Source organism: Micromonospora sp. LZ34, from assembly GCF_052981855.1.
In genome coordinates, this window is the sequence record NZ_JBRIQN010000079.1 from 1 (window position 1) to 16079 (window position 16079).

Below are 16079 nucleotides of genomic sequence, written 5' to 3' on the forward strand. Positions count from 1 at the left end.
GCCCGGGGCGGCCGGCGCGGCGGTACCCCGGCGGGCGCCGGGGACGGCCGCGGCACGGCGTCCGGCGGAGGCGGGCCGCCGCGGGGCCGGCGTCGGCTCCGGCTCGGCGGGCAGGCCGAGTGCCCCCTCGGCGCCGAGCCGGCGGCGCAGGGTGTTCAGCGCGCGGGAGGTCTGGCTCTTCACCGTGCCGGGCGAGATCTCCAGCAGGGCGGCGGTCTGCGCCTCGGACATGTCCTCGTAGAAGCGCAGCACCAGCACCGCCCGCTGCCGGGCGGGGAGGGCGCGCAGGTGCCGCCAGAGCAGGTCCCGGTCGAGCTGCTGCTCGATCTCGTCGACCCCGGCCCGCTCGGGCAGCACCTCGGTGGGGCGCTCACCGTGCCAGCGCCGCCGCCACCAACTGGTCGAGGTGTTGACCATGACCCGGCGGGCGTACGGCTCGATGGCCTCGATCCCGCCGAGCCGCTTCCAGGCCAGGTACGTCTTGGTCAGCGCGGTCTGGACCAGGTCCTCCGCGGTGGCCCAGTCCCCGGTGAGCAGGTACGCCGTGCGCAGCAGGGCGCCGGACCGGGCCGCGACGAAGTCGCGGAACTCCTCCTCCAGCGGGTCCCTGCTCGCCACATCCACCTCCGCGCCCCTGTCCTGCATGGCAGGCTGCCATGTCCGGACGGGTCGGGTCGACGGCAAAAGGTGCGCAGTTCATCCGATGTTCGGACGAAAAGCTTCACGCCCCGTCGTCGGCCTTGGCCTCGTCGGCCTCCTTGCCCAGCCGCGCCTCGACCGCCTGCGGCTCGTACATCTCTTCAACCACACGCAGGTAGAGCTCGTTCGGGTTGGGCAGGTTCTTGATCTCGCGCAGGGCCTGCTCCTGGCCGGCGGACTCCAGCACGAAGGTGCCGTAGTTGAGCGCGCGGCCGGCCGGGGTCTGCTCGTACTTCATGTCGGTGACCCGGACCAGCGGCATCATCGCCACCCGGCGGGTGATGATCCCGTTGACCACCATGACCCGCTTGTTGGTCAGGATGAACCGGTCGTACCACCAGTCGGCGACCTTCCAGGCCACCCAGCCCATCACCGCGAACCAGAGCAGCACGGCCACCGTGGTGAGCGCGCCGACGTCCTGGCCGGCGAGGAAGCCGGAGAGATAGCCGAGCACGAAGGTGGCGGCGATGCCGATCAGCAGCGGCGTGGAGAGGTGCACCCAGTGCCGCTTCCACTCGCCCCGGTAGCGCTCGGTGGGGAAGAGGTAGCGGGCCACCAGGGAACTCGGCTCGTCCTCCAGCGGCAGCACCCGGCGGGGTGTCATGCCGGCGGCGTCGGCGCGCAGCCCGGCCAGTTCCTCCTCGGAGATCTGCGGGTAGCCGGCCTCCGGGTCACGCACCCAGGCGCGACCGGAGCGGCCCTCGCCGGCGTAGCCCGGCCCGTCGCCGTAGCCGGCGTCGTCGGAGAGGGAGGGGCCGTCGGAGAGGCCCGGGCCGGAGCCGTAGCCCGGCCCGTCGTCGGGCCGGTACGGGGGGATCGGCTCCGTGTCGCGCTCCCGGCGCTCCCGGTCGGGGTCGTCGGGGTCGAAGGGTGGACCGGAGGGGCTGCCCATGCGCGGTCAGGCGACGAGGCTGGTGAAGAAGTCGCCGAACCCCTGAGCGATGTCCATGATGCCGCCGCCCAGCGACTTGAACACATCCGCCGCGGAGTTCGGCCGGTAGGCGACGAAGAAGATCAAGAATGCGATTCCGGCCCAGGTGAGGACCTTCTTGACCATGGCGGGCCATCCTCTCGCGCGGCGCCGGGTCCCATTACCGCAGCGGCACCCAGAGTATCAGTGTGGTGTCGTACAGTGAATATCTGCGTCCGTTCTCCGTCATTCCGGGAGGCATGTCAAGCCCTCCCGTGCAGGTACGGAGACGGTGCGCCGTACACGAGTTCGGGCGGCGTCCACTCGGTCAGGTCGTGTAGCACGACGTCCTCCGCGAGCAGGTGTCCCGCACTCGCCGGCCAGGCTATCGCATGCAGCCACATTCCCCGAGCCTCGCCCGCGTACGCGCTTCGATCCGCGGGCGAATTCACCAGCCACAGTGGAGTCGGGTGACCGCCCACCTTGATCCTGGCCTGTCCAACGTGCTCCGGATGGCCCGGCCCGGGGTCGGTCAGCGCCTCGGCGAGCTGCGGTCCCGGGTCCGGGCCCGGCATGCCGGCCAGCCGGGTGCCCAGGCCGACGCCCGGCTCCTCGGCCACGAACACCAGGTCGGCGGGGCCGCCGCCGAGTGGGGCGGGGCCGGCGCAGGCGACGGCGGTGGCCCGGACGCCGGTGCGGTCGTCCCCGGCGTACGCCACCCCGGTCATCGTCCAGCCCGGCGGCAGCGGCCACGGGCACCAGAGCGGGGCGGCCGGCCGCTTCGGCGGCTCGGCGGCGGCGTTGATCCGGTCGACCACACTGGCCACGATCTCCGCTCCGATGTGCTCCGGCACGTGCAGCGGTGGGACCGGCCCGCAGATCAGGCAGCGCGATTCGGTGTGCATCAGGTCCGGCGCCCGTACCGGGCCGGCGCATCTGGGACAACTCACCGCGACACTCACATCCCCACCGTCACCCCGCGCCGCCGGTCCGTCAAGCGGAGCGCCGGTTTCGGTGCGGCTGGCGTCAGTCCGGAGGCGGGCCGGCGTGGGCGCGGATCCAGGCGTGCATGGCGATGCCGCTGGCCACCCCGGCGTTGATCGAGCGGGTGGAGCCGTACTGGGCGATCGAGAAGAGCTGGGCGCAGGCGGCCCGGGCCGGCTCGGACAGGCCGGGACCCTCCTGGCCGAAGAGCAGCACGCAGCGCCGCGGCAGGGTGCTGGTCTCCAGCGGCCGGGAGCCGGGCAGGTTGTCGATGCCGACCACCGGCAGGTCCCGCTCCGCCGCCCAGCCGACGAACTCCTCGATCGTCGCGTGGTGCCGGACGTGCTGGTAGCGGTCGGTCACCATGGCGCCCCGGCGGTTCCACCGGCGCCGGCCGACGATGTGCACCTCGGCGGCGAGGAAGGCGTTGGCGTTGCGGACCACGGTGCCGATGTTGAAGTCATGCTGCCAGTTCTCGATGGCCACGTGGAAGTCGTGCCGGCGCCGGTCCAGGTCCGCCACCACCGCCTCGCGCCGCCAGTACCGGTAGCGGTCCACCACGTTGCGCCGGTCGCCCTCGGCGAGCAGCACGGGGTCGTAGCGGGGGTCGTCCGGCGGGTCCCCGGGCCAGGGTCCCACGCCGACGTCGAGCTGCTCACCGGTCACGGTCTGGAGAGGGTACGGCCCGGCGACCGGGCCGCCGGCGTGACCCCGGGGGCCGGTGCGGCTCAGCGCAGCCCCAACGCGGCGCCGAGGCGGTCGAGGAACCGCCGGTCGGCGGGCGACTCCCCGGCGAGGGTCCCGGGTACGCCGACCGGCGCCGCCCGGCACACCCGGGCGGCCACCGACTGCACCCACTGCCGGTACGCCGCCGAGTCGGCCGGGTCGGCCCGCCGGTGCAGCACCCGGACCGCGGCGCGGCAGGTGGCGAGCAGGTCCACCAGGTCGGTGAGCTCGTGGGTCGGCTGCGCCGCGCCGTCGTGCCGGGCGTAGATCGCGGCGACCACCGCACGGACCAGGTCGCTGTCGAAGGCCCGGCCGGCGGCGACCGCGTCGAGGCCGGCCAGACCGGCGGCGACGCCCCGGCGGGGCCGGCCGGGACCGGGCGCGGCGGCGGCCACGATGACCCGCCCGGGCAGGTCGGTCAGCAGATCCCACTCGGCGGCGGAGTAGACGGCGGTGGTCAGCGGTGCGGCACGGCGACCGGCAGAGGGCGGCTCTCCGGCGAGGGAGTGGCTCATGGGGACCTCCGGCGCCAGCATATGCCCCGGATCGGGAAAAGGGCCCCTTCCACCCGGAACCGGGGTGGAAGGGGCCCGTCGCGTCGCGTCGCGAACCCAGAGGTCGCGCCGGAGGTCAGCGCGGCTCGGGGAAGCTCGGCCGCTCGGGGTCGACGCCCTCAGGCACGGCGCTCGCCGCGTACTCCCGCTTGGGGACCATCACCCGGCGGCGGAAGACGCAGACCAGAGTGCCGTCCTGGTTGTAGCCGCGGGTCTCCACCGCGACCACGCCCCGGTCCGGCTTGGAGGAGGACTCCCGCTTGTCCAGCACCGTGGTCTCGCCGTAGATGGTGTCGCCGTGGAAGGTCGGCGCCACGTGCCGCAGCGACTCGACCTCGAGGTTGGCGATCGCCTTGCCGCTGACGTCCGGCACGGACATGCCGAGGAGCAGGGAGTAGATGTAGTTGCCGACCACCACGTTCCGCTTGAACTGGCTCGCCGTCTCGGCGTAGTGCGCGTCCATGTGCAGTGGGTGGTGGTTCATGGTGAGCAGGCAGAAGAGGTGGTCGTCGTACTCGGTGACCGTCTTGCCCGGCCAGTGCCGGTAGACCGCGCCGACCTCGAACTCCTCGTAGTAGCGGCCGAACTGCATCCTTGTCCCCTTCGACGGGCGGCGATGGAGTTCGGCACAGCATGCCTTATCGAGGGTTAAGGCGATGGGCGGGGCGCGGGCCGTGGGGAAATGTCACACCGGCCGACCCGGGGGGAGACGCAATGAGCGGCGGGGCCCTCCCCGGCACCCGCCGCCCACGCTCTGATGCGGAAGATTCTGCCCGACGCGAACGGGAGCGGACAGAGACGGGGGTCACATTTATCTTTTTGTAACACTACGCTCGGTTACTCCGGGTCGAGCCGTCAGCGATCTCCGGGTGCCGGATCCCCGCTTGTCAAGCCCGAAGTTACCAATCCGTCACGGGTATTCGTGCCGATCTCTATGGAAACGCTCCCATCACGTCGGGTCACGCAAATGCGTACTGCACTTGCGGAGCGCACGAGCCGATCCGACAGACGGCCGTCGATGATGCAGATCACCTGCCCGAGGACGTTTCCGCACCCCTGAGGCGGGAATCCGACGGGGTACGTCCTCGTTCCACCAGACGTAGCTATTTCGCGGTGATCGGAGAGACTCCCCATGGCAACCGTAGAGCTGACCACGGCAAACTTCGACGAGGTGACCGGCGGCGACGGTATCGTCCTGGTCGACTTCTGGGCCGACTGGTGCGGTCCCTGCAAGCGGTTCGCCCCGGTCTACGAGCGCTCGTCGGAGAAGCACCCGGGCATCGTGTTCGGCAAGGTGGACACGGAGGCGCAGCAGGAACTGGGCGCCAAGTTCGACATCCGGTCCATCCCCACGATCATGGCGATCCGTGACGGCGTGATCGTCTTCGCTCAGCCGGGCGCGCTGCCCGAGTCGGCGCTGGAGAACCTGATCGAGCAGGTCGAGGCGCTCGACATGGACGACGTCCGCAAGCAGCTGGCCGAGCACAAGCACTGAGCCGACCGCCACGACGGCCGGGTCCCCGACACGGGGACCCGGCCGTCGTCGTCTCCGCCGTCCGAACGACGGCGCGGCCAGGGCTTTTGAGGGACCCCACCGGTCACGCGGCGTCGCGTATCGTCACGACCCGATGGAGACTCTGACCGCCCGCGGCCGCGCGGCCCGACTCGCCGCCACCGCGCTCGGCCTGGCCGTACTGCTGGCCGGCACCGTCTGGGGCACCGACGACCACTTCCCGTTCGGTCCGTTCCGGATGTACTCGACGTCCAACCCACCGAACTCCCCCGCCCCGGACACCCGGGTCGAGGGCGTCGACGTCACCGGCGCGGTGGTCGGCCTGGGCGAGCAGGCCACCGGCATCCGCCGGGCCGAGATCGAGGGCCAGCAGGGCCGGTACGCCGCCGACCCCGCGCTGCTCGCCGAGGTGGCCGACGCGTACGCCGAACGCAACCCCGACGCGGCCCGGCTGGTCGAGGTGCGCATCGTGATCCGCTGGCACGGCATCCGGGAGGGCCGCCCCACCGGCCGGTGGACCGACGAGACCGTGGTGAGCTGGCAGGCGCCCCGATGAGCCGCTGGCTGACCGAGCCGGTCCCCCGCGGGCGGGTGGCCGCCTTCCGTACGCTGATCTATCTCTTCGTCGCCGCGGACCTGGTGGTCTTCACCCCCTGGGTGCGCACCCGGGTCGCGGTGCCCGGCGAGCTCTACCAGCCGCTGCTGATCGGCCGGTTGCTGCCGCTGCCCACCCCGACGCCGGCGGTGGTCGGCGTCATCTTCTGGGCGCTGCTGCTGCTCGCCCTGCTCGCCGCGACCGGGCGGGCGCCCCGCCTGCTCGGCTGGTCGGTCTTCGCGCTCTACTTCGAGTGGATGCTCGTCGCGATGAGCTACGGCAAGGTCGACCACGACCGATTCGGCCTGCTGGTCGCGCTCGCGGTGCTGCCCACCGCCGGCCGGGCCCGGCACGGCGACCTGACCCGCACCGAGGCCGGTGGCTGGGCGCTGCGGGTCACCCAGATCGCGGTCATCTGCACGTACTTCCTCGCCGCCTGGGCCAAGCTGCGCTTCGGCGGTCTGGACTGGCTGACCGGCTCGGTGCTGGCCCGGGCGATCATCCGGCGCGGCACCGAACTCGCCGACCTGATCGCCGGCGTGCCGTACCTGCTGATCGTCGCCCAGTTCGGCATCGTCGCGTTCGAACTGGGCAGCCCGGTGGTCTTCCTGCTCCGGGAGCGCTGGCGGCTGTACACGGTGGGCTTCTTCTACTCGTTCCACCTGGTGACCATCGCGACCATCACCATCTCGTTCGCCCCGCACCTGGCGGCGATGACCAGCTTCCTGCCGCTGGAGCGGGTCCGCCCGCTGGTCTGGGCCCGCCGGCTCACCGCCCGTCGCGGACCGGACGCCACGGAGCGCGCCGACGTGGCGGAGCCGTCGGCGCCGCCACTGGCCGGCCCGGCGGTAGCGGAGCCGGCCGGGCCGTAGGTCAGGCGCCGGGGCGGCCGGCCGGGCCGTAGAGGCGCTCCCGCGCCTCCTGCGGCAGCGCGCAGGCGGCGGTGCCGCCGGGCAGCCGGTGTCGGTTGCGCGCCACCCAGCGGTACGCCGGCCAGGCGGCCGTCCGCACCGGCGAAAAGCGGAGCCCGGCGCCGGCGACCCGCCAGAGCGGACCACTGTCACCGAGCAGCTTCGCGATCGCGTCCGGGCCGGCCGCACGGGAGCCGTCGGCGCCGACCCACTGCACCGCCTCCTCGCACTCGGCCTCGGTCAGACCGAGCGCGGCCAGGTCGGCGAACTGCCAGGGCACCACCCGCGCGCCGGTGGGGATCCGCCGCTCGATGAACTCGGCGCACCGGGTGCAGAACGCGCAGTCCCCGTCGTAGACGAACGTCGACCTCTCCATGCCCCCATCCTCCCCCGGACGCCGCCCGAGCCGGCGGCGAGGTGGCAGGGAACACGGCGGGTCGCTTGCGCTCGACTCGTACGCATGTTCGAATAGAGCCCATGCGCTGGGACAACCTCTCCGCTCCCCCGGACGAGGGAGTTCCCGGGCGGGCAGCGCCAGCGACGCCACCCCTGCCGCTGGCGCTGCCCGGCGCGGTCGCCCGCACCTTCGACACCCCCGGCTTCGCCGGGATGACCTTCTACGAGGTGCAGGCCAAGTCCATCATCAACAAGGTCCCCGGCGCCTCCCGCGTCCCCTTCGAGTGGACGGTCAATCCCTACCGCGGCTGCTCCCACGCGTGTGTGTACTGCGTCTCCGGCGACACACCGATCCTGATGGCCGACGGCCGCACCAGGCTGCTGCGCGACCTGGAGATCGGCGACCGGATCTACGGCACACGACGCCAGGGCCCCCACCGGCGCTACGTCGTGACGACGGTGCTGGCCAAGTGGTCGACGGTGAAGCCGGCCCACCGGGTGACCCTGGACGACGGCACCATCCTGGTGACCAGTGGCGACCACCGCTTCCTGTCGGATCAGGGCTGGCGATACGTCTCGCCGGAGCCGGGCCGGCGCCGGCGCCTGACGTGCGGGGAACGGCTGGTGGGCACCGGCCGGTTCCACGAAGGGCACAAGGGTTCCGCCGACCACCGCCGCGGCTACCGCTGCGCGACGAGCCACGACGGCCTGCCGTCCGGCTCGTCCCCGATCCCCGCCTCCGGTGGCGAGCGCGCCGAATCGTCCGAGCCTCCCGGTGACGACTGGTGGCTGGGCTTCCTGGCGGGGGCCTTCGACGTCGGGGGCAGGTGCAGCAGCGACGCCCTGCGGATCAGCGTCGCGGATGACGAGCGCCTCCACGGCGTCACGGCGGCGCTCGAACGCTTCGGCTTCACCTTCGTCCGGGAGGACCACAACCTGCCCGGCCGCCCCCGGCAGCTCCGGTTGACGGGCGGGCTGCGCGAACGGCTGCGGTTCCTGCACCTGGCGGAGCCGGCGAGCCGGCCGGGGCGGCTCATCGCCGGCGTCCGGGTGCCCCAGGCCGCCGCACCACGGGTCACGGCCGTCGAGCCGCTCGGGTTGGAGCTGCCGCTGTGGGACATCACCACCGGCACCGGCGACTTCATCGCCAACGGCGTGGTGAGCCACAACTGCTTCGCCCGGAACACCCACACCTACCTCGACCTCGACGCGGGAGCGGACTTCGACCGGAAGGTGATCGTCAAGGTCAACGCCGGTGAGCTGGTCCGGCGGGAGCTGGCCGCGCCGCGCTGGCGGGGCGCGCACATCGCGATGGGCACCAACGTCGACTGCTACCAGCGGGCCGAGGGGCGCTACCAGCTGATGCCGCAGATCATCGCGGCGCTGCGGGACTTCGCCAACCCGTTCTCGATCCTCACCAAGGGCACCCTGATCCTGCGGGACCTGCCGCTGCTGCGGCAGGCCGCCGAGGTGACCCGGGTCGGTGTCTCCTACTCGGTCGGCTTCGTCGACGAGCGGCTCTGGCGGGCCGTGGAGCCGGGCACGCCCAGCCCGCGCCGCCGGCTGGACGCGGTCCGGGCGCTCACCGACGCGGGCTTCGAGGTGGGCGTGCTGATGGCGCCGATCCTGCCCGGGCTCAGCGACGACGACGGGTCGATCGAGGCGACCGTGTCGGCGATCGCGGCGGCGGGCGCGGCCAGCGTCACCCCGCTGGCACTGCACCTGCGCCCCGGCGCCCGCGAGTGGTACGCCCGCTGGCTCGGCCGGGAGTTCCCGCACCTGGTGCCCCGCTACCGCGAGCTCTACCGCTCCGGCGCCTACGCGCCCCAGGCCTACCAGCGGGAACTGACCGCGCGGGTGCGGATCGCCGCCCGGCGGCACGGCCTGCACCGGGGCGAGCGCGGCGACAACCGCCGCCTGCCCGACCCGCCGCCGCCCCCGGCCGTCGAGCAACTGACCCTGCTGTGAGGCGCCACCTGTTGCCGGCCACGCGGCGACGGCCCCGTCCCGGCGGAGTTAGAGTCGGCGGGTGCGCTCCGCTCAGCAGATCCTCGCCGACTCCGCCGTGATCGCCGTCGTGGGTGCGTCCCGCGACCCCCGCAAGGCCGCGCACGGCGTGCCGCTGCAGATGCAGCGGTACGGCTGGCGGATCATCCCGGTCAACCCGACCGTCGACGAACTCTTCGGCGAGCGGGCCTACCGTTCGCTCTCCGAGATCCCGCACCCGGTCGACCTGGTCGACGTGTTCCGGCCGGCCGAGGACGCGGTCGAGGTGGTCCGGGAGGCGGTGTCGATCGGCGCGCCAGCGGTCTGGTTGCAGCTCGGCATCGTCTCGCCGGAGGCGCGGCGGATCGCCGAGGAGGCCGGCATCGACTACGTCGAGGACCGCTGCCTGATCGTGGAGCGGGCCGCCGCCGGCCTCACCCGGCTGAGCTGAGCCGGCGGCGGGCGCCGCCCGCCGTCAGAGCTTGTACTCCTTGAGCAGGCCGCGGGAGATGATCGTCTTCTGGATCTCCGAGGTGCCCTCACCGATGAGCAGGAACGGGGCCTCCCGCATCAGCCGCTCGATCTCGTACTCCTTGGAGTAGCCGTAGCCACCGTGGATGCGGAACGCCTCCTGCACCACCTCGGCGCAGTACTCCGAGGCGAGCAGCTTGGCCATGCCGGCCTCGACGTCGTTGCGCTGGCCGGCGTCCTTGAGCCGGGCGGCGTTGACCATCAGGCCGTGCGCGGCCTCGATCTTCGTGCCCATCTCGGCGAGCTTGAACGCGACGGCCTGGTGCTTGGCGAGCGGCTGGCCGAAGGTGCGGCGCTGCTGGGCGTACGCGACGGCGAGTTCGAAGGCGCGGATAGAGATGCCGCAGGCGCGGGCGGCCACGTTGACCCGGCCGACCTCGATGCCGTCCATCATCTGGTAGAAGCCGCGGCCGACCTTCTCCGCGCCGCCGAGCACGGCCGAGGCGGGCACGGTCACCCCGTCGAGGACCATCTCGGTGGTCTCGACGCCCTTGTAGCCCATCTTGTCGATCTTGCCGGGGATGGTCAGGCCGGGCGCGGTCTCGCCGAAGCCGGGCTCCTTCTCCAGCAGGAAGGTGCTCATGTTGCCGTAGACCGAGTCGGCGCCGGTGTCGGTCTTGACCAGGGTGGCCACCACCGACGAGTAGGCCCCGTTGGTCAGCCACATCTTCTGGCCGTTGAGGACGTAGTTGTCGCCGTCGCGGACCGCCTTCGACTTGATCGCGGAGACGTCGGACCCGCACTCGGGCTCGGACATGGAGAAGGCGCCGCGCACCTCGCCGGTGGCCATCCTCGGCAGCAGCCGGGCCTTCTGCTCGGCCGAGCCGTGCTGCGAGACCAGGTACGCCACGATGAAGTGGGTGTTGACGATGCCGGAGATCGACATCCAGCCCCGGGACAGTTCCTCGACCACCAGGGCGTAGGTCAGCAGGGACTCGCCCAGGCCGCCGTACTCCTCGGCGATGGTCAGGCCGAACAGCCCCATCTCGCGCATCCCGTCGAGGATGTCGGTGGGGTACTCGTCGGCGTGCTCGAGCCGCTGGGCGTGCGGGATGATCTCCTTGTCGGCGAACTCCCGGACGGTTTCCAGGATCGACCGCTGCTCGTCGGTCAGGCCGGGCGTCTGGGCGAGTCGAGCCATCTCAGCCTCCGGGGGATCGGCGCCTTACTCATGGGTAACTGAACGCTCGGTCAGTATCGGCCGCGCGGCCGGCGAGGCCAAGGTGACCAGTCCACACAACCGCTGTGAAAAGGTTCACCGCTACCGGTAGCGTCCGGCAAGAGGGGCGTATCCGCCACCGGCAGGAGGAGGTCATCGTGAGCCAGCCACCGCCGCCGGGCCCGCCGGATCCGGACCGGCCGCCGTCGCCCTGGGAGCCACCGCCCGGGCAGGAGCCGTCGTCGGGCTACGGGCCACCGTCGTACGAGCAGCAGCCGGCGTACGGACAGCCGTCGTACGAGCAGACCGGCCAGCCGCCGCACGCGCCGCAGTGGGGGCAGCAGCCGCCGTACGCCCCGCAGGGGCCCTACGGCCAGTACGGCCCGCCGTCCCCCGGCGGACCCCGCCCCGGTGGCGCCACGAACGTGCTGGCCATCCTCTCGCTGGTCTTCGCGTTCGTGTTCGCGCCCGCCGGTATCGTCCTCGGTCACCTGGCCAAGCGGCAGCTGCGCACCAGCGGCGAGGAAGGCGACCAGCTGGCCACCTGGGGGCTGATCCTCAGCTACGTCTTCACCGGGCTGGGCCTGCTCGTCTGCTGCGGCTGGATCGCGCTGGTCGCCTTCGCCGGCATCGACGGCACCACCTACTGACGGAACTGCGCCTCACGGACGCTGTTCCCGCCGTCCACCACCAGCATCTGGCCGGTGATGTAGGAGGCGGCCGGCGAGCAGAGGAACGCGATCGCCGCGGCCACCTCGTCCGGCGTGCCGGGCCGGCCGACCGGCGTACCGAGGCCCTGCTTGATCTCGGCCATGGTGGACGCCGCGGTGTAGATGGTGCCGGGCGCGACCGCGTTCACGGTCACCCCGTCGGCGATCATCTCCATCGCCAGCGCCCGGGTCAGCCCGACCACGCCCGCCTTGGCCGCCGCGTACGCCGCCTCGGTGGGCAGCGCGTTGACCGGCCCGGACGTCGCGGCGAGGTTCACGATCCGCCCCCAGCCGCGCTCGGCCATGCCGCCGATGAACGCCCGGCTGCACAGGAACGCGGTGGTCAGGTTACGGTCGATCTCGCCGCGCCACTCGTCGTAGCTCAGCTGGGCGACCGGGCGCAGCACCTCGGGGCTGGCCCGGCTGGCCAGACCGGCGTTGTTGACCAGCACCTCCACGTCGCCGAGCTGCTCGGCCACGGCGTCGGCGAGCGCGCCGACCTCCGACTCGTCGGTGAGGTCGGCGACGAAGCCGGTCACCCCCAGCTCGCCGGCGCGTTCGTGGATGCGCCGGGTGGTGGAGACGATCGCCACCCGGGCGCCCAGGTCGGCGAGCCGGCGCGCGGTCGCGTACCCGATGCCGTCCGCGCTGCCGGCCCCGGTCACCAGGGCGACCCGCCCGTCAAGCCGCATGGTCACCGGCTCCGGCAGGGGCGCCGGTTCGTCCTGTCCGGGGGTGGCGGCAACGGCCGCCCGGCTGCGTCGGGCCAGGCCGGGACGGCTCACGTCCCGTCTCGGTCGGCTGCCGGAGCGGTCCGCCGCTCGCGCGTCAAACACCATGCCAGGATCCTGCCCGGTCGCGGTCCCCCGGGCAACGCGGCACCCGGTGGCGGGACCACGCGGTTTGCCCCCCGGTGACTACCCTGACGGCGCACCCGCACCCTACGGAGTAGACGAATGACTTATCCCCCGCCGTCCGGCGGCTGGAACGACCCGGCGTGGTCGGGCCAGCAGTCGAGCCCACCGGCCGATCCGACCCTGCCGATCAGCGGTCAGCCCGTGCCCACCCAGCCCACCGCCGCCGAGCCGTACCCGGGCGGCGACCCGTACGCCGGGATGAAGTCGCCCGGCCAGCCCGGCGACCCGTACGCCGCCCCCGGCTACCCGCCGCCCCCCTACCCGGGCTACGGCTACGGCTACCCGCCGCAGCAGAAGACCAACGGCCTGGCGATCGCCGCCCTGGTGCTCTCCCTGGTCGGCGTCGCGTCCTGCATCACCGCTCCGGTCGGAGCCATCATGGGGCACGTTGCCCAGAAGCAGATCCGGCAGACCGGCGAGGGCGGGGAGGGCATGGCGAAGGCCGCCATCATCGTCGGCTGGATCCTCACCGGCCTGCTGGTGCTGCTGATCCTCTTCTACGTGGTGGCCATCGTCTTCGCCATCACGCAGGCCGACTCCGGCAGCAGCTACTGAAACGCACCGTGCCGCCCCGGTGTGGCCGGGGCGGCACGGGGAGAACCAGGTTCTACTCCGCCGGCGGCGTGAAGCTGGACGTCCGGGTCATCCCGGCCGCCCGCCCCTTGGCGGCGACCACCAGCGCCATCTTCCGGGACGCCTCGTCGATCATCTCGTCGCCGAGCATCACCGCGCCCAGCCTGCCGCCCGCCTCGGAGGTGTAGTGCTCGTACGCGTCGAGGATCAGCTCGGCGTGGTCGTAGTCGGCCTGGGCCGGCGAGTAGACCTCGTTCGCGGCGTCGATCTGCCCCGGGTGCAGCACCCACTTGCCGTCGAAGCCCAGCGCGGCCGACCGCTTGGCCACGTCGCGAAACCCGTCGACGTCGCGGATCTGCAGGAACGGGCCGTCGATCGCCTGCTTGTCGTGCATCCGCGCGGCCATCAGGATCCGCATCAGGATGTAGTGGTAGGGGTCACCCGGGTAGTCCGGGATCAGCGCGCCGACCACCAGCGACTTCATGTTGATCGACGCCATGAAGTCGGCCGGGCCGAAGATGATGGTCTCGACCCGGGGCGAGGCGGCGGCGATCGCGTCGACGTTGACCAGGCCGGCGGCGTTCTCGATCTGCGCCTCGATGCCGATCCGGCCGACCTCGAGGCCGAGGGTCTTCTCGAGCTGGGTCAGCGTCAGGTCGAGCCACTGCACCTGGGCCGCGTTCTGCACCTTCGGCAGCATGATGCAGTCGAGGTTGGCGCCGGCCCCCTCGACCACGTCGATGACGTCCCGGTAGGTCCACGGGGTGGTGAGGTCGTTGACCCGGACCACCCGGGTCTTGCCGGACCAGTCGCCCTCGTTGAGCGCGGCCACGATGTTCTTCCGGGCGTCCGGCTTGGCCAGCGGGGCGACGGCGTCCTCCAGGTCGAGGAAGACCTGGTCGGCCGGGAGGCCCTGGGCCTTGCCGAGCATCTTGACGCTGGAGCCGGGTACGGCGAGGCAGGACCGGCGGGGTCGCCCAACTGCGGCCATCGATTGCGCTCCTTCCAGCGTGCGGCGGGCACGCCGACGCCAGCTGACGAGAATCCGAGAACTTAACGATCCCAAAGGTCTTTGTGACGCCACGGTAACCTCGCGCCATGACCGGGGTGAATGGACCTGTGGAAGATGTCACTGGGCGCCGACTCGTGGTGGTGACCGGGGCCAGTTCGGGCATCGGCCTGGCGGCGGCGGTGGATCTGGCGCGCCGCGGTGACCAGGTGGTACTGGTCGGGCGCGACCCCGCGCGGTTGCAGGTGGCGGCCGAGCAGGTGCGGGAGGCCTCCGGGGAACGGCCCGAGCTGTTCCGGGCCGACTTCGCGGTGCTCGACGACGTCCGCCGGCTGGCCGAGAAGCTGCGGGCCGCGTACGACCGGATCGACGTGCTGGCCAACAACGCCGGCGCGATCGTGCTCCAGCCGCTCACCACGGTGGACAGGTTCGAACTGTCGATCCAGGCCAACCACCTGGCCCCGTTCCTGCTCAGCAACCTGCTGCGGGACCGGGTCGGCCGGATGGTGGGGACCGCCTCCGGCGCGCACCGCAGCGGTGCCCTGAACCCGGACGACCTGAACGCCCCGCTGCACCGCTACCGTCCGATGACCGCGTACGGCACCAGCAAGCAGGCGAACATCCTGTTCACCGCCGAGGCGGCCCGGCGCTGGCCGCAGGTGCGGTCGTACTGCTTCCACCCCGGCATCGTGCGCACCCGGTTCGGCAACGACAGCCGGCTGGTCGCGCTGGGCATGCGGGTGCTGCCGTTCCGCAGCCCGGAGAAGGGCGCGGAGACACTGATCTGGCTGGCCAACCAGGACCCGGCCCGGCTGCGTGACGGCGGCTACTACGCCGACCGGCAACTGCGCCGGCCGCTGCGCAAGGCGGCCGACCCCGGACTGGCCGCCCGGCTCTGGACGGCCAGCGCCGAGGCGGTCGGCATCGCCGAGTAGCACCGCGCGGGCCGAGGGCGGCCCTGCCATACTCCGCCGCATGACGACGGGGAACGACACCGCGACCACACCGCCCGCCGACCCCGGCCCCGACCCCGGCGGACAGGACGGCCCCCGGCCGGGCTCGGGCGACACGCTGACGGTGCTCGCGACAGCCGACCCGGAGCTGGCCGGCCGGCTGGACCGGGAGCTCACCGCGTTCAACAACCGGGCGACCGGCGCGCACGACGAGGCGGAGCTCAACGTCCGGGTCAGCGCCGCCGACGGCGACCTGGTCGCAGGGTTGACCGGCTGGACCTGGGGCGGCTGCGCCGGTATCAACATGATCTGGGTGCGCGAGGACCGCCGGGCCGAGGGCTGGGGCGGCCGGATGCTGCGGGCGTTCGAACAGGAGGCCCGCCGGCGGGGCTGCACCGAGGTCTCGGTGTCGTCGTTCTCCTTCCAGGCGCCCGATTTCTACCGCCGCAACGGCTACCTGGACACCGGGCGCCGGGAGGGCATCCCGGGCGGTCACGTCGATCACCACTTCTGGAAGTCGCTGGTCACCGCCCCGGCCGCCGCCGTTCGCCTGGTGGCGCTGGTGGAGTTCCCCGCCGACGCGGCCGAGGCCGGCCAGCGGTACGAGGACTCGGTGCTCGGCCTGCTCGGGCGGCACGGCGGGCGGGTGGAGCGCCGGTTGCGCACCGGCGACGGGGGCACCGAGGTGCACCTGATCCGGTTCGACACCCGCGACGGCTACGACGCCTTCCTGGCCGACCCGGAGCGGGCGGGCCTGCGTGCGGCCCTCGGCGACGCCGCCCCGACCACCCGCGTGCTGGAGGTGCGCGAGGTCTAGATCCTTGGCCGCCAGATTCTCGACGTTTGTGTCAAGTTTTTGAGCGGGCGTAACGTTGGGTTGCCCGCTCCACATTTTGCAGACATGGGTTCTGACCAGCCACTTTGGTGTGGCACAGCCGGTCGCCACGGCGGCC

At 72.5% G+C, this 16079-nt stretch carries 20 protein-coding genes; 9 read left to right on the forward strand and 11 right to left on the reverse strand.

The window, feature by feature from the left end; genetic code table 11:
• The 7 genes from ACVCAH_RS35465 to ACVCAH_RS35495 form a co-directional block, all read right to left on the reverse strand.
• Window positions 1-618, reverse strand: a 618-nt coding sequence (locus tag ACVCAH_RS35465) for a SigE family RNA polymerase sigma factor (RefSeq protein WP_447140588.1), incomplete at its 3' end; no start/stop codon positions are given.
• Window positions 619-721: 103 nt separating this feature from the next.
• A complete protein-coding gene (locus tag ACVCAH_RS35470) occupies window positions 722-1591 on the reverse strand; it encodes a PH domain-containing protein (protein WP_447140589.1) in 870 nt (289 codons plus the stop codon).
• A 6-nt stretch (window positions 1592-1597) separates the two neighbouring features.
• Window positions 1598-1756: a hypothetical protein gene (locus ACVCAH_RS35475; protein WP_007455302.1), complete on the reverse strand. Its 159-nt coding sequence runs from the start codon at window positions 1754-1756 to the stop codon at window positions 1598-1600.
• A 116-nt stretch (window positions 1757-1872) separates the two neighbouring features.
• Complete coding sequence (locus ACVCAH_RS35480) at window positions 1873-2559, reverse strand: DUF6758 family protein (protein WP_447140590.1); 687 nt, start codon at window positions 2557-2559, stop codon at window positions 1873-1875.
• 76 nt (window positions 2560-2635) lie between these two features.
• Window positions 2636-3259: a TrmH family RNA methyltransferase gene (locus tag ACVCAH_RS35485; RefSeq protein WP_447140591.1), complete on the reverse strand. Its 624-nt coding sequence runs from the start codon at window positions 3257-3259 to the stop codon at window positions 2636-2638.
• Window positions 3260-3321: 62 nt separating this feature from the next.
• Entirely contained in the window at window positions 3322-3855 is a 534-nt protein-coding gene (locus ACVCAH_RS35490; protein WP_447140592.1) for a hypothetical protein, read from the reverse strand.
• Between the two features lie 94 nt (window positions 3856-3949).
• Window positions 3950-4465, reverse strand: coding sequence for a MaoC family dehydratase (locus tag ACVCAH_RS35495; RefSeq protein ID WP_088997256.1), 516 nt, complete (start codon window positions 4463-4465; stop codon window positions 3950-3952).
• A gap of 540 nt (window positions 4466-5005) precedes the next feature.
• Between ACVCAH_RS35495 and trxA the strand changes: the two genes are divergently transcribed.
• The 3 genes from trxA (at window position 5006) to ACVCAH_RS35510 (ending at window position 6853) form a co-directional block, all read left to right on the forward strand.
• The gene (gene trxA, locus ACVCAH_RS35500) at window positions 5006-5368 is read left to right on the forward strand and encodes a thioredoxin (protein WP_447140593.1); all 363 of its coding nucleotides are present in this window, start codon (window positions 5006-5008) and stop codon (window positions 5366-5368) included.
• 133 nt (window positions 5369-5501) lie between these two features.
• A complete protein-coding gene (locus tag ACVCAH_RS35505) occupies window positions 5502-5942 on the forward strand; it encodes a hypothetical protein (RefSeq protein WP_447140594.1) in 441 nt (146 codons plus the stop codon).
• On the forward strand, window positions 5939-6853 hold the full coding sequence (locus ACVCAH_RS35510) for an HTTM domain-containing protein (protein WP_447140595.1): 915 nt from the start codon (window positions 5939-5941) through the stop codon (window positions 6851-6853). The genes ACVCAH_RS35505 and ACVCAH_RS35510 overlap by 4 nt, the downstream gene beginning before the upstream one ends.
• A gap of 1 nt (window position 6854) precedes the next feature.
• On the opposite strand, the gene ACVCAH_RS35515 is transcribed toward ACVCAH_RS35510, so the two are convergent.
• On the reverse strand, window positions 6855-7268 hold the full coding sequence (locus ACVCAH_RS35515) for a thiol-disulfide oxidoreductase DCC family protein (RefSeq protein WP_447140596.1): 414 nt from the start codon (window positions 7266-7268) through the stop codon (window positions 6855-6857).
• 101 nt (window positions 7269-7369) lie between these two features.
• Here ACVCAH_RS35515 and ACVCAH_RS35520 point away from each other — a divergent pair, with 101 nt between their 5' ends.
• Together ACVCAH_RS35520 and ACVCAH_RS35525 are read left to right on the forward strand one after the other, a co-directional pair.
• A complete protein-coding gene (locus ACVCAH_RS35520) occupies window positions 7370-9256 on the forward strand; it encodes an intein-containing Rv2578c family radical SAM protein (protein WP_447140597.1) in 1887 nt (628 codons plus the stop codon).
• Between the two features lie 61 nt (window positions 9257-9317).
• The gene (locus ACVCAH_RS35525) at window positions 9318-9725 is read left to right on the forward strand and encodes a CoA-binding protein (protein ID WP_447140598.1); all 408 of its coding nucleotides are present in this window, start codon (window positions 9318-9320) and stop codon (window positions 9723-9725) included.
• 24 nt (window positions 9726-9749) lie between these two features.
• On the opposite strand, the gene ACVCAH_RS35530 is transcribed toward ACVCAH_RS35525, so the two are convergent.
• Complete coding sequence (locus tag ACVCAH_RS35530) at window positions 9750-10946, reverse strand: acyl-CoA dehydrogenase family protein (RefSeq protein ID WP_447140599.1); 1197 nt, start codon at window positions 10944-10946, stop codon at window positions 9750-9752.
• Between the two features lie 176 nt (window positions 10947-11122).
• On the opposite strand from ACVCAH_RS35530, the gene ACVCAH_RS35535 reads away from it, so the two are divergent.
• Window positions 11123-11614, forward strand: coding sequence for a DUF4190 domain-containing protein (locus ACVCAH_RS35535; RefSeq protein WP_447140600.1), 492 nt, complete (start codon window positions 11123-11125; stop codon window positions 11612-11614).
• Here the strand turns inward: ACVCAH_RS35535 and ACVCAH_RS35540 are convergent.
• Window positions 11608-12444, reverse strand: coding sequence for an SDR family NAD(P)-dependent oxidoreductase (locus tag ACVCAH_RS35540; RefSeq protein ID WP_447140604.1), 837 nt, complete (start codon window positions 12442-12444; stop codon window positions 11608-11610). The two genes, ACVCAH_RS35535 and ACVCAH_RS35540, sit on opposite strands and share 7 nt — an antisense overlap.
• Before the next feature lie 186 nt (window positions 12445-12630).
• Here ACVCAH_RS35540 and ACVCAH_RS35545 point away from each other — a divergent pair, with 186 nt between their 5' ends.
• Window positions 12631-13146 (forward strand): DUF4190 domain-containing protein, encoded by a 516-nt coding sequence (locus ACVCAH_RS35545; protein ID WP_447140601.1) that lies wholly within the window; start codon window positions 12631-12633, stop codon window positions 13144-13146.
• A gap of 52 nt (window positions 13147-13198) precedes the next feature.
• On the opposite strand, the gene ACVCAH_RS35550 is transcribed toward ACVCAH_RS35545, so the two are convergent.
• On the reverse strand, window positions 13199-14155 hold the full coding sequence (locus ACVCAH_RS35550) for an HpcH/HpaI aldolase/citrate lyase family protein (RefSeq protein WP_447140602.1): 957 nt from the start codon (window positions 14153-14155) through the stop codon (window positions 13199-13201).
• 128 nt (window positions 14156-14283) lie between these two features.
• Here ACVCAH_RS35550 and ACVCAH_RS35555 point away from each other — a divergent pair, with 128 nt between their 5' ends.
• Entirely contained in the window at window positions 14284-15108 is an 825-nt protein-coding gene (locus ACVCAH_RS35555) for an SDR family NAD(P)-dependent oxidoreductase (RefSeq protein ID WP_447140605.1), read from the forward strand.
• Between the two features lie 40 nt (window positions 15109-15148).
• Window positions 15149-15943 carry a GNAT family N-acetyltransferase gene (locus tag ACVCAH_RS35560; protein ID WP_447140603.1) on the forward strand — a complete coding sequence of 265 codons (795 nt, stop codon included), beginning with the start codon at window positions 15149-15151 and terminating at the stop codon, window positions 15941-15943.
• Window positions 15944-16079: the final 136 nt, after the last annotated feature.

Excerpts from the sequence above, each read along its gene's own strand:
- ACVCAH_RS35470 (WP_447140589.1), bottom strand. The coding sequence starts at position 1,591 with ATGGGCAGCCCCTCCGGTCCACCCTTCGACCCCGACGACCCCGACCGG.
- ACVCAH_RS35475 (WP_007455302.1), bottom strand. The coding sequence starts at position 1,756 with ATGGTCAAGAAGGTCCTCACCTGGGCCGGAATCGCATTCTTGATCTTC.
- ACVCAH_RS35490 (WP_447140592.1), bottom strand. The coding sequence starts at position 3,855 with ATGCTGGCGCCGGAGGTCCCCATGAGCCACTCCCTCGCCGGAGAGCCG.
- ACVCAH_RS35495 (WP_088997256.1), bottom strand. The coding sequence starts at position 4,465 with ATGCAGTTCGGCCGCTACTACGAGGAGTTCGAGGTCGGCGCGGTCTAC.
- trxA (WP_447140593.1), top strand. The coding sequence starts at position 5,006 with ATGGCAACCGTAGAGCTGACCACGGCAAACTTCGACGAGGTGACCGGC.
- ACVCAH_RS35505 (WP_447140594.1), top strand. The coding sequence starts at position 5,502 with ATGGAGACTCTGACCGCCCGCGGCCGCGCGGCCCGACTCGCCGCCACC.
- ACVCAH_RS35510 (WP_447140595.1), top strand. The coding sequence starts at position 5,939 with ATGAGCCGCTGGCTGACCGAGCCGGTCCCCCGCGGGCGGGTGGCCGCC.
- ACVCAH_RS35515 (WP_447140596.1), bottom strand. The coding sequence starts at position 7,268 with ATGGAGAGGTCGACGTTCGTCTACGACGGGGACTGCGCGTTCTGCACC.
- ACVCAH_RS35520 (WP_447140597.1), top strand. The coding sequence starts at position 7,370 with ATGCGCTGGGACAACCTCTCCGCTCCCCCGGACGAGGGAGTTCCCGGG.
- ACVCAH_RS35530 (WP_447140599.1), bottom strand. The coding sequence starts at position 10,946 with ATGGCTCGACTCGCCCAGACGCCCGGCCTGACCGACGAGCAGCGGTCG.
- ACVCAH_RS35545 (WP_447140601.1), top strand. The coding sequence starts at position 12,631 with ATGACTTATCCCCCGCCGTCCGGCGGCTGGAACGACCCGGCGTGGTCG.
- ACVCAH_RS35550 (WP_447140602.1), bottom strand. The coding sequence starts at position 14,155 with ATGGCCGCAGTTGGGCGACCCCGCCGGTCCTGCCTCGCCGTACCCGGC.
- ACVCAH_RS35560 (WP_447140603.1), top strand. The coding sequence starts at position 15,149 with ATGACGACGGGGAACGACACCGCGACCACACCGCCCGCCGACCCCGGC.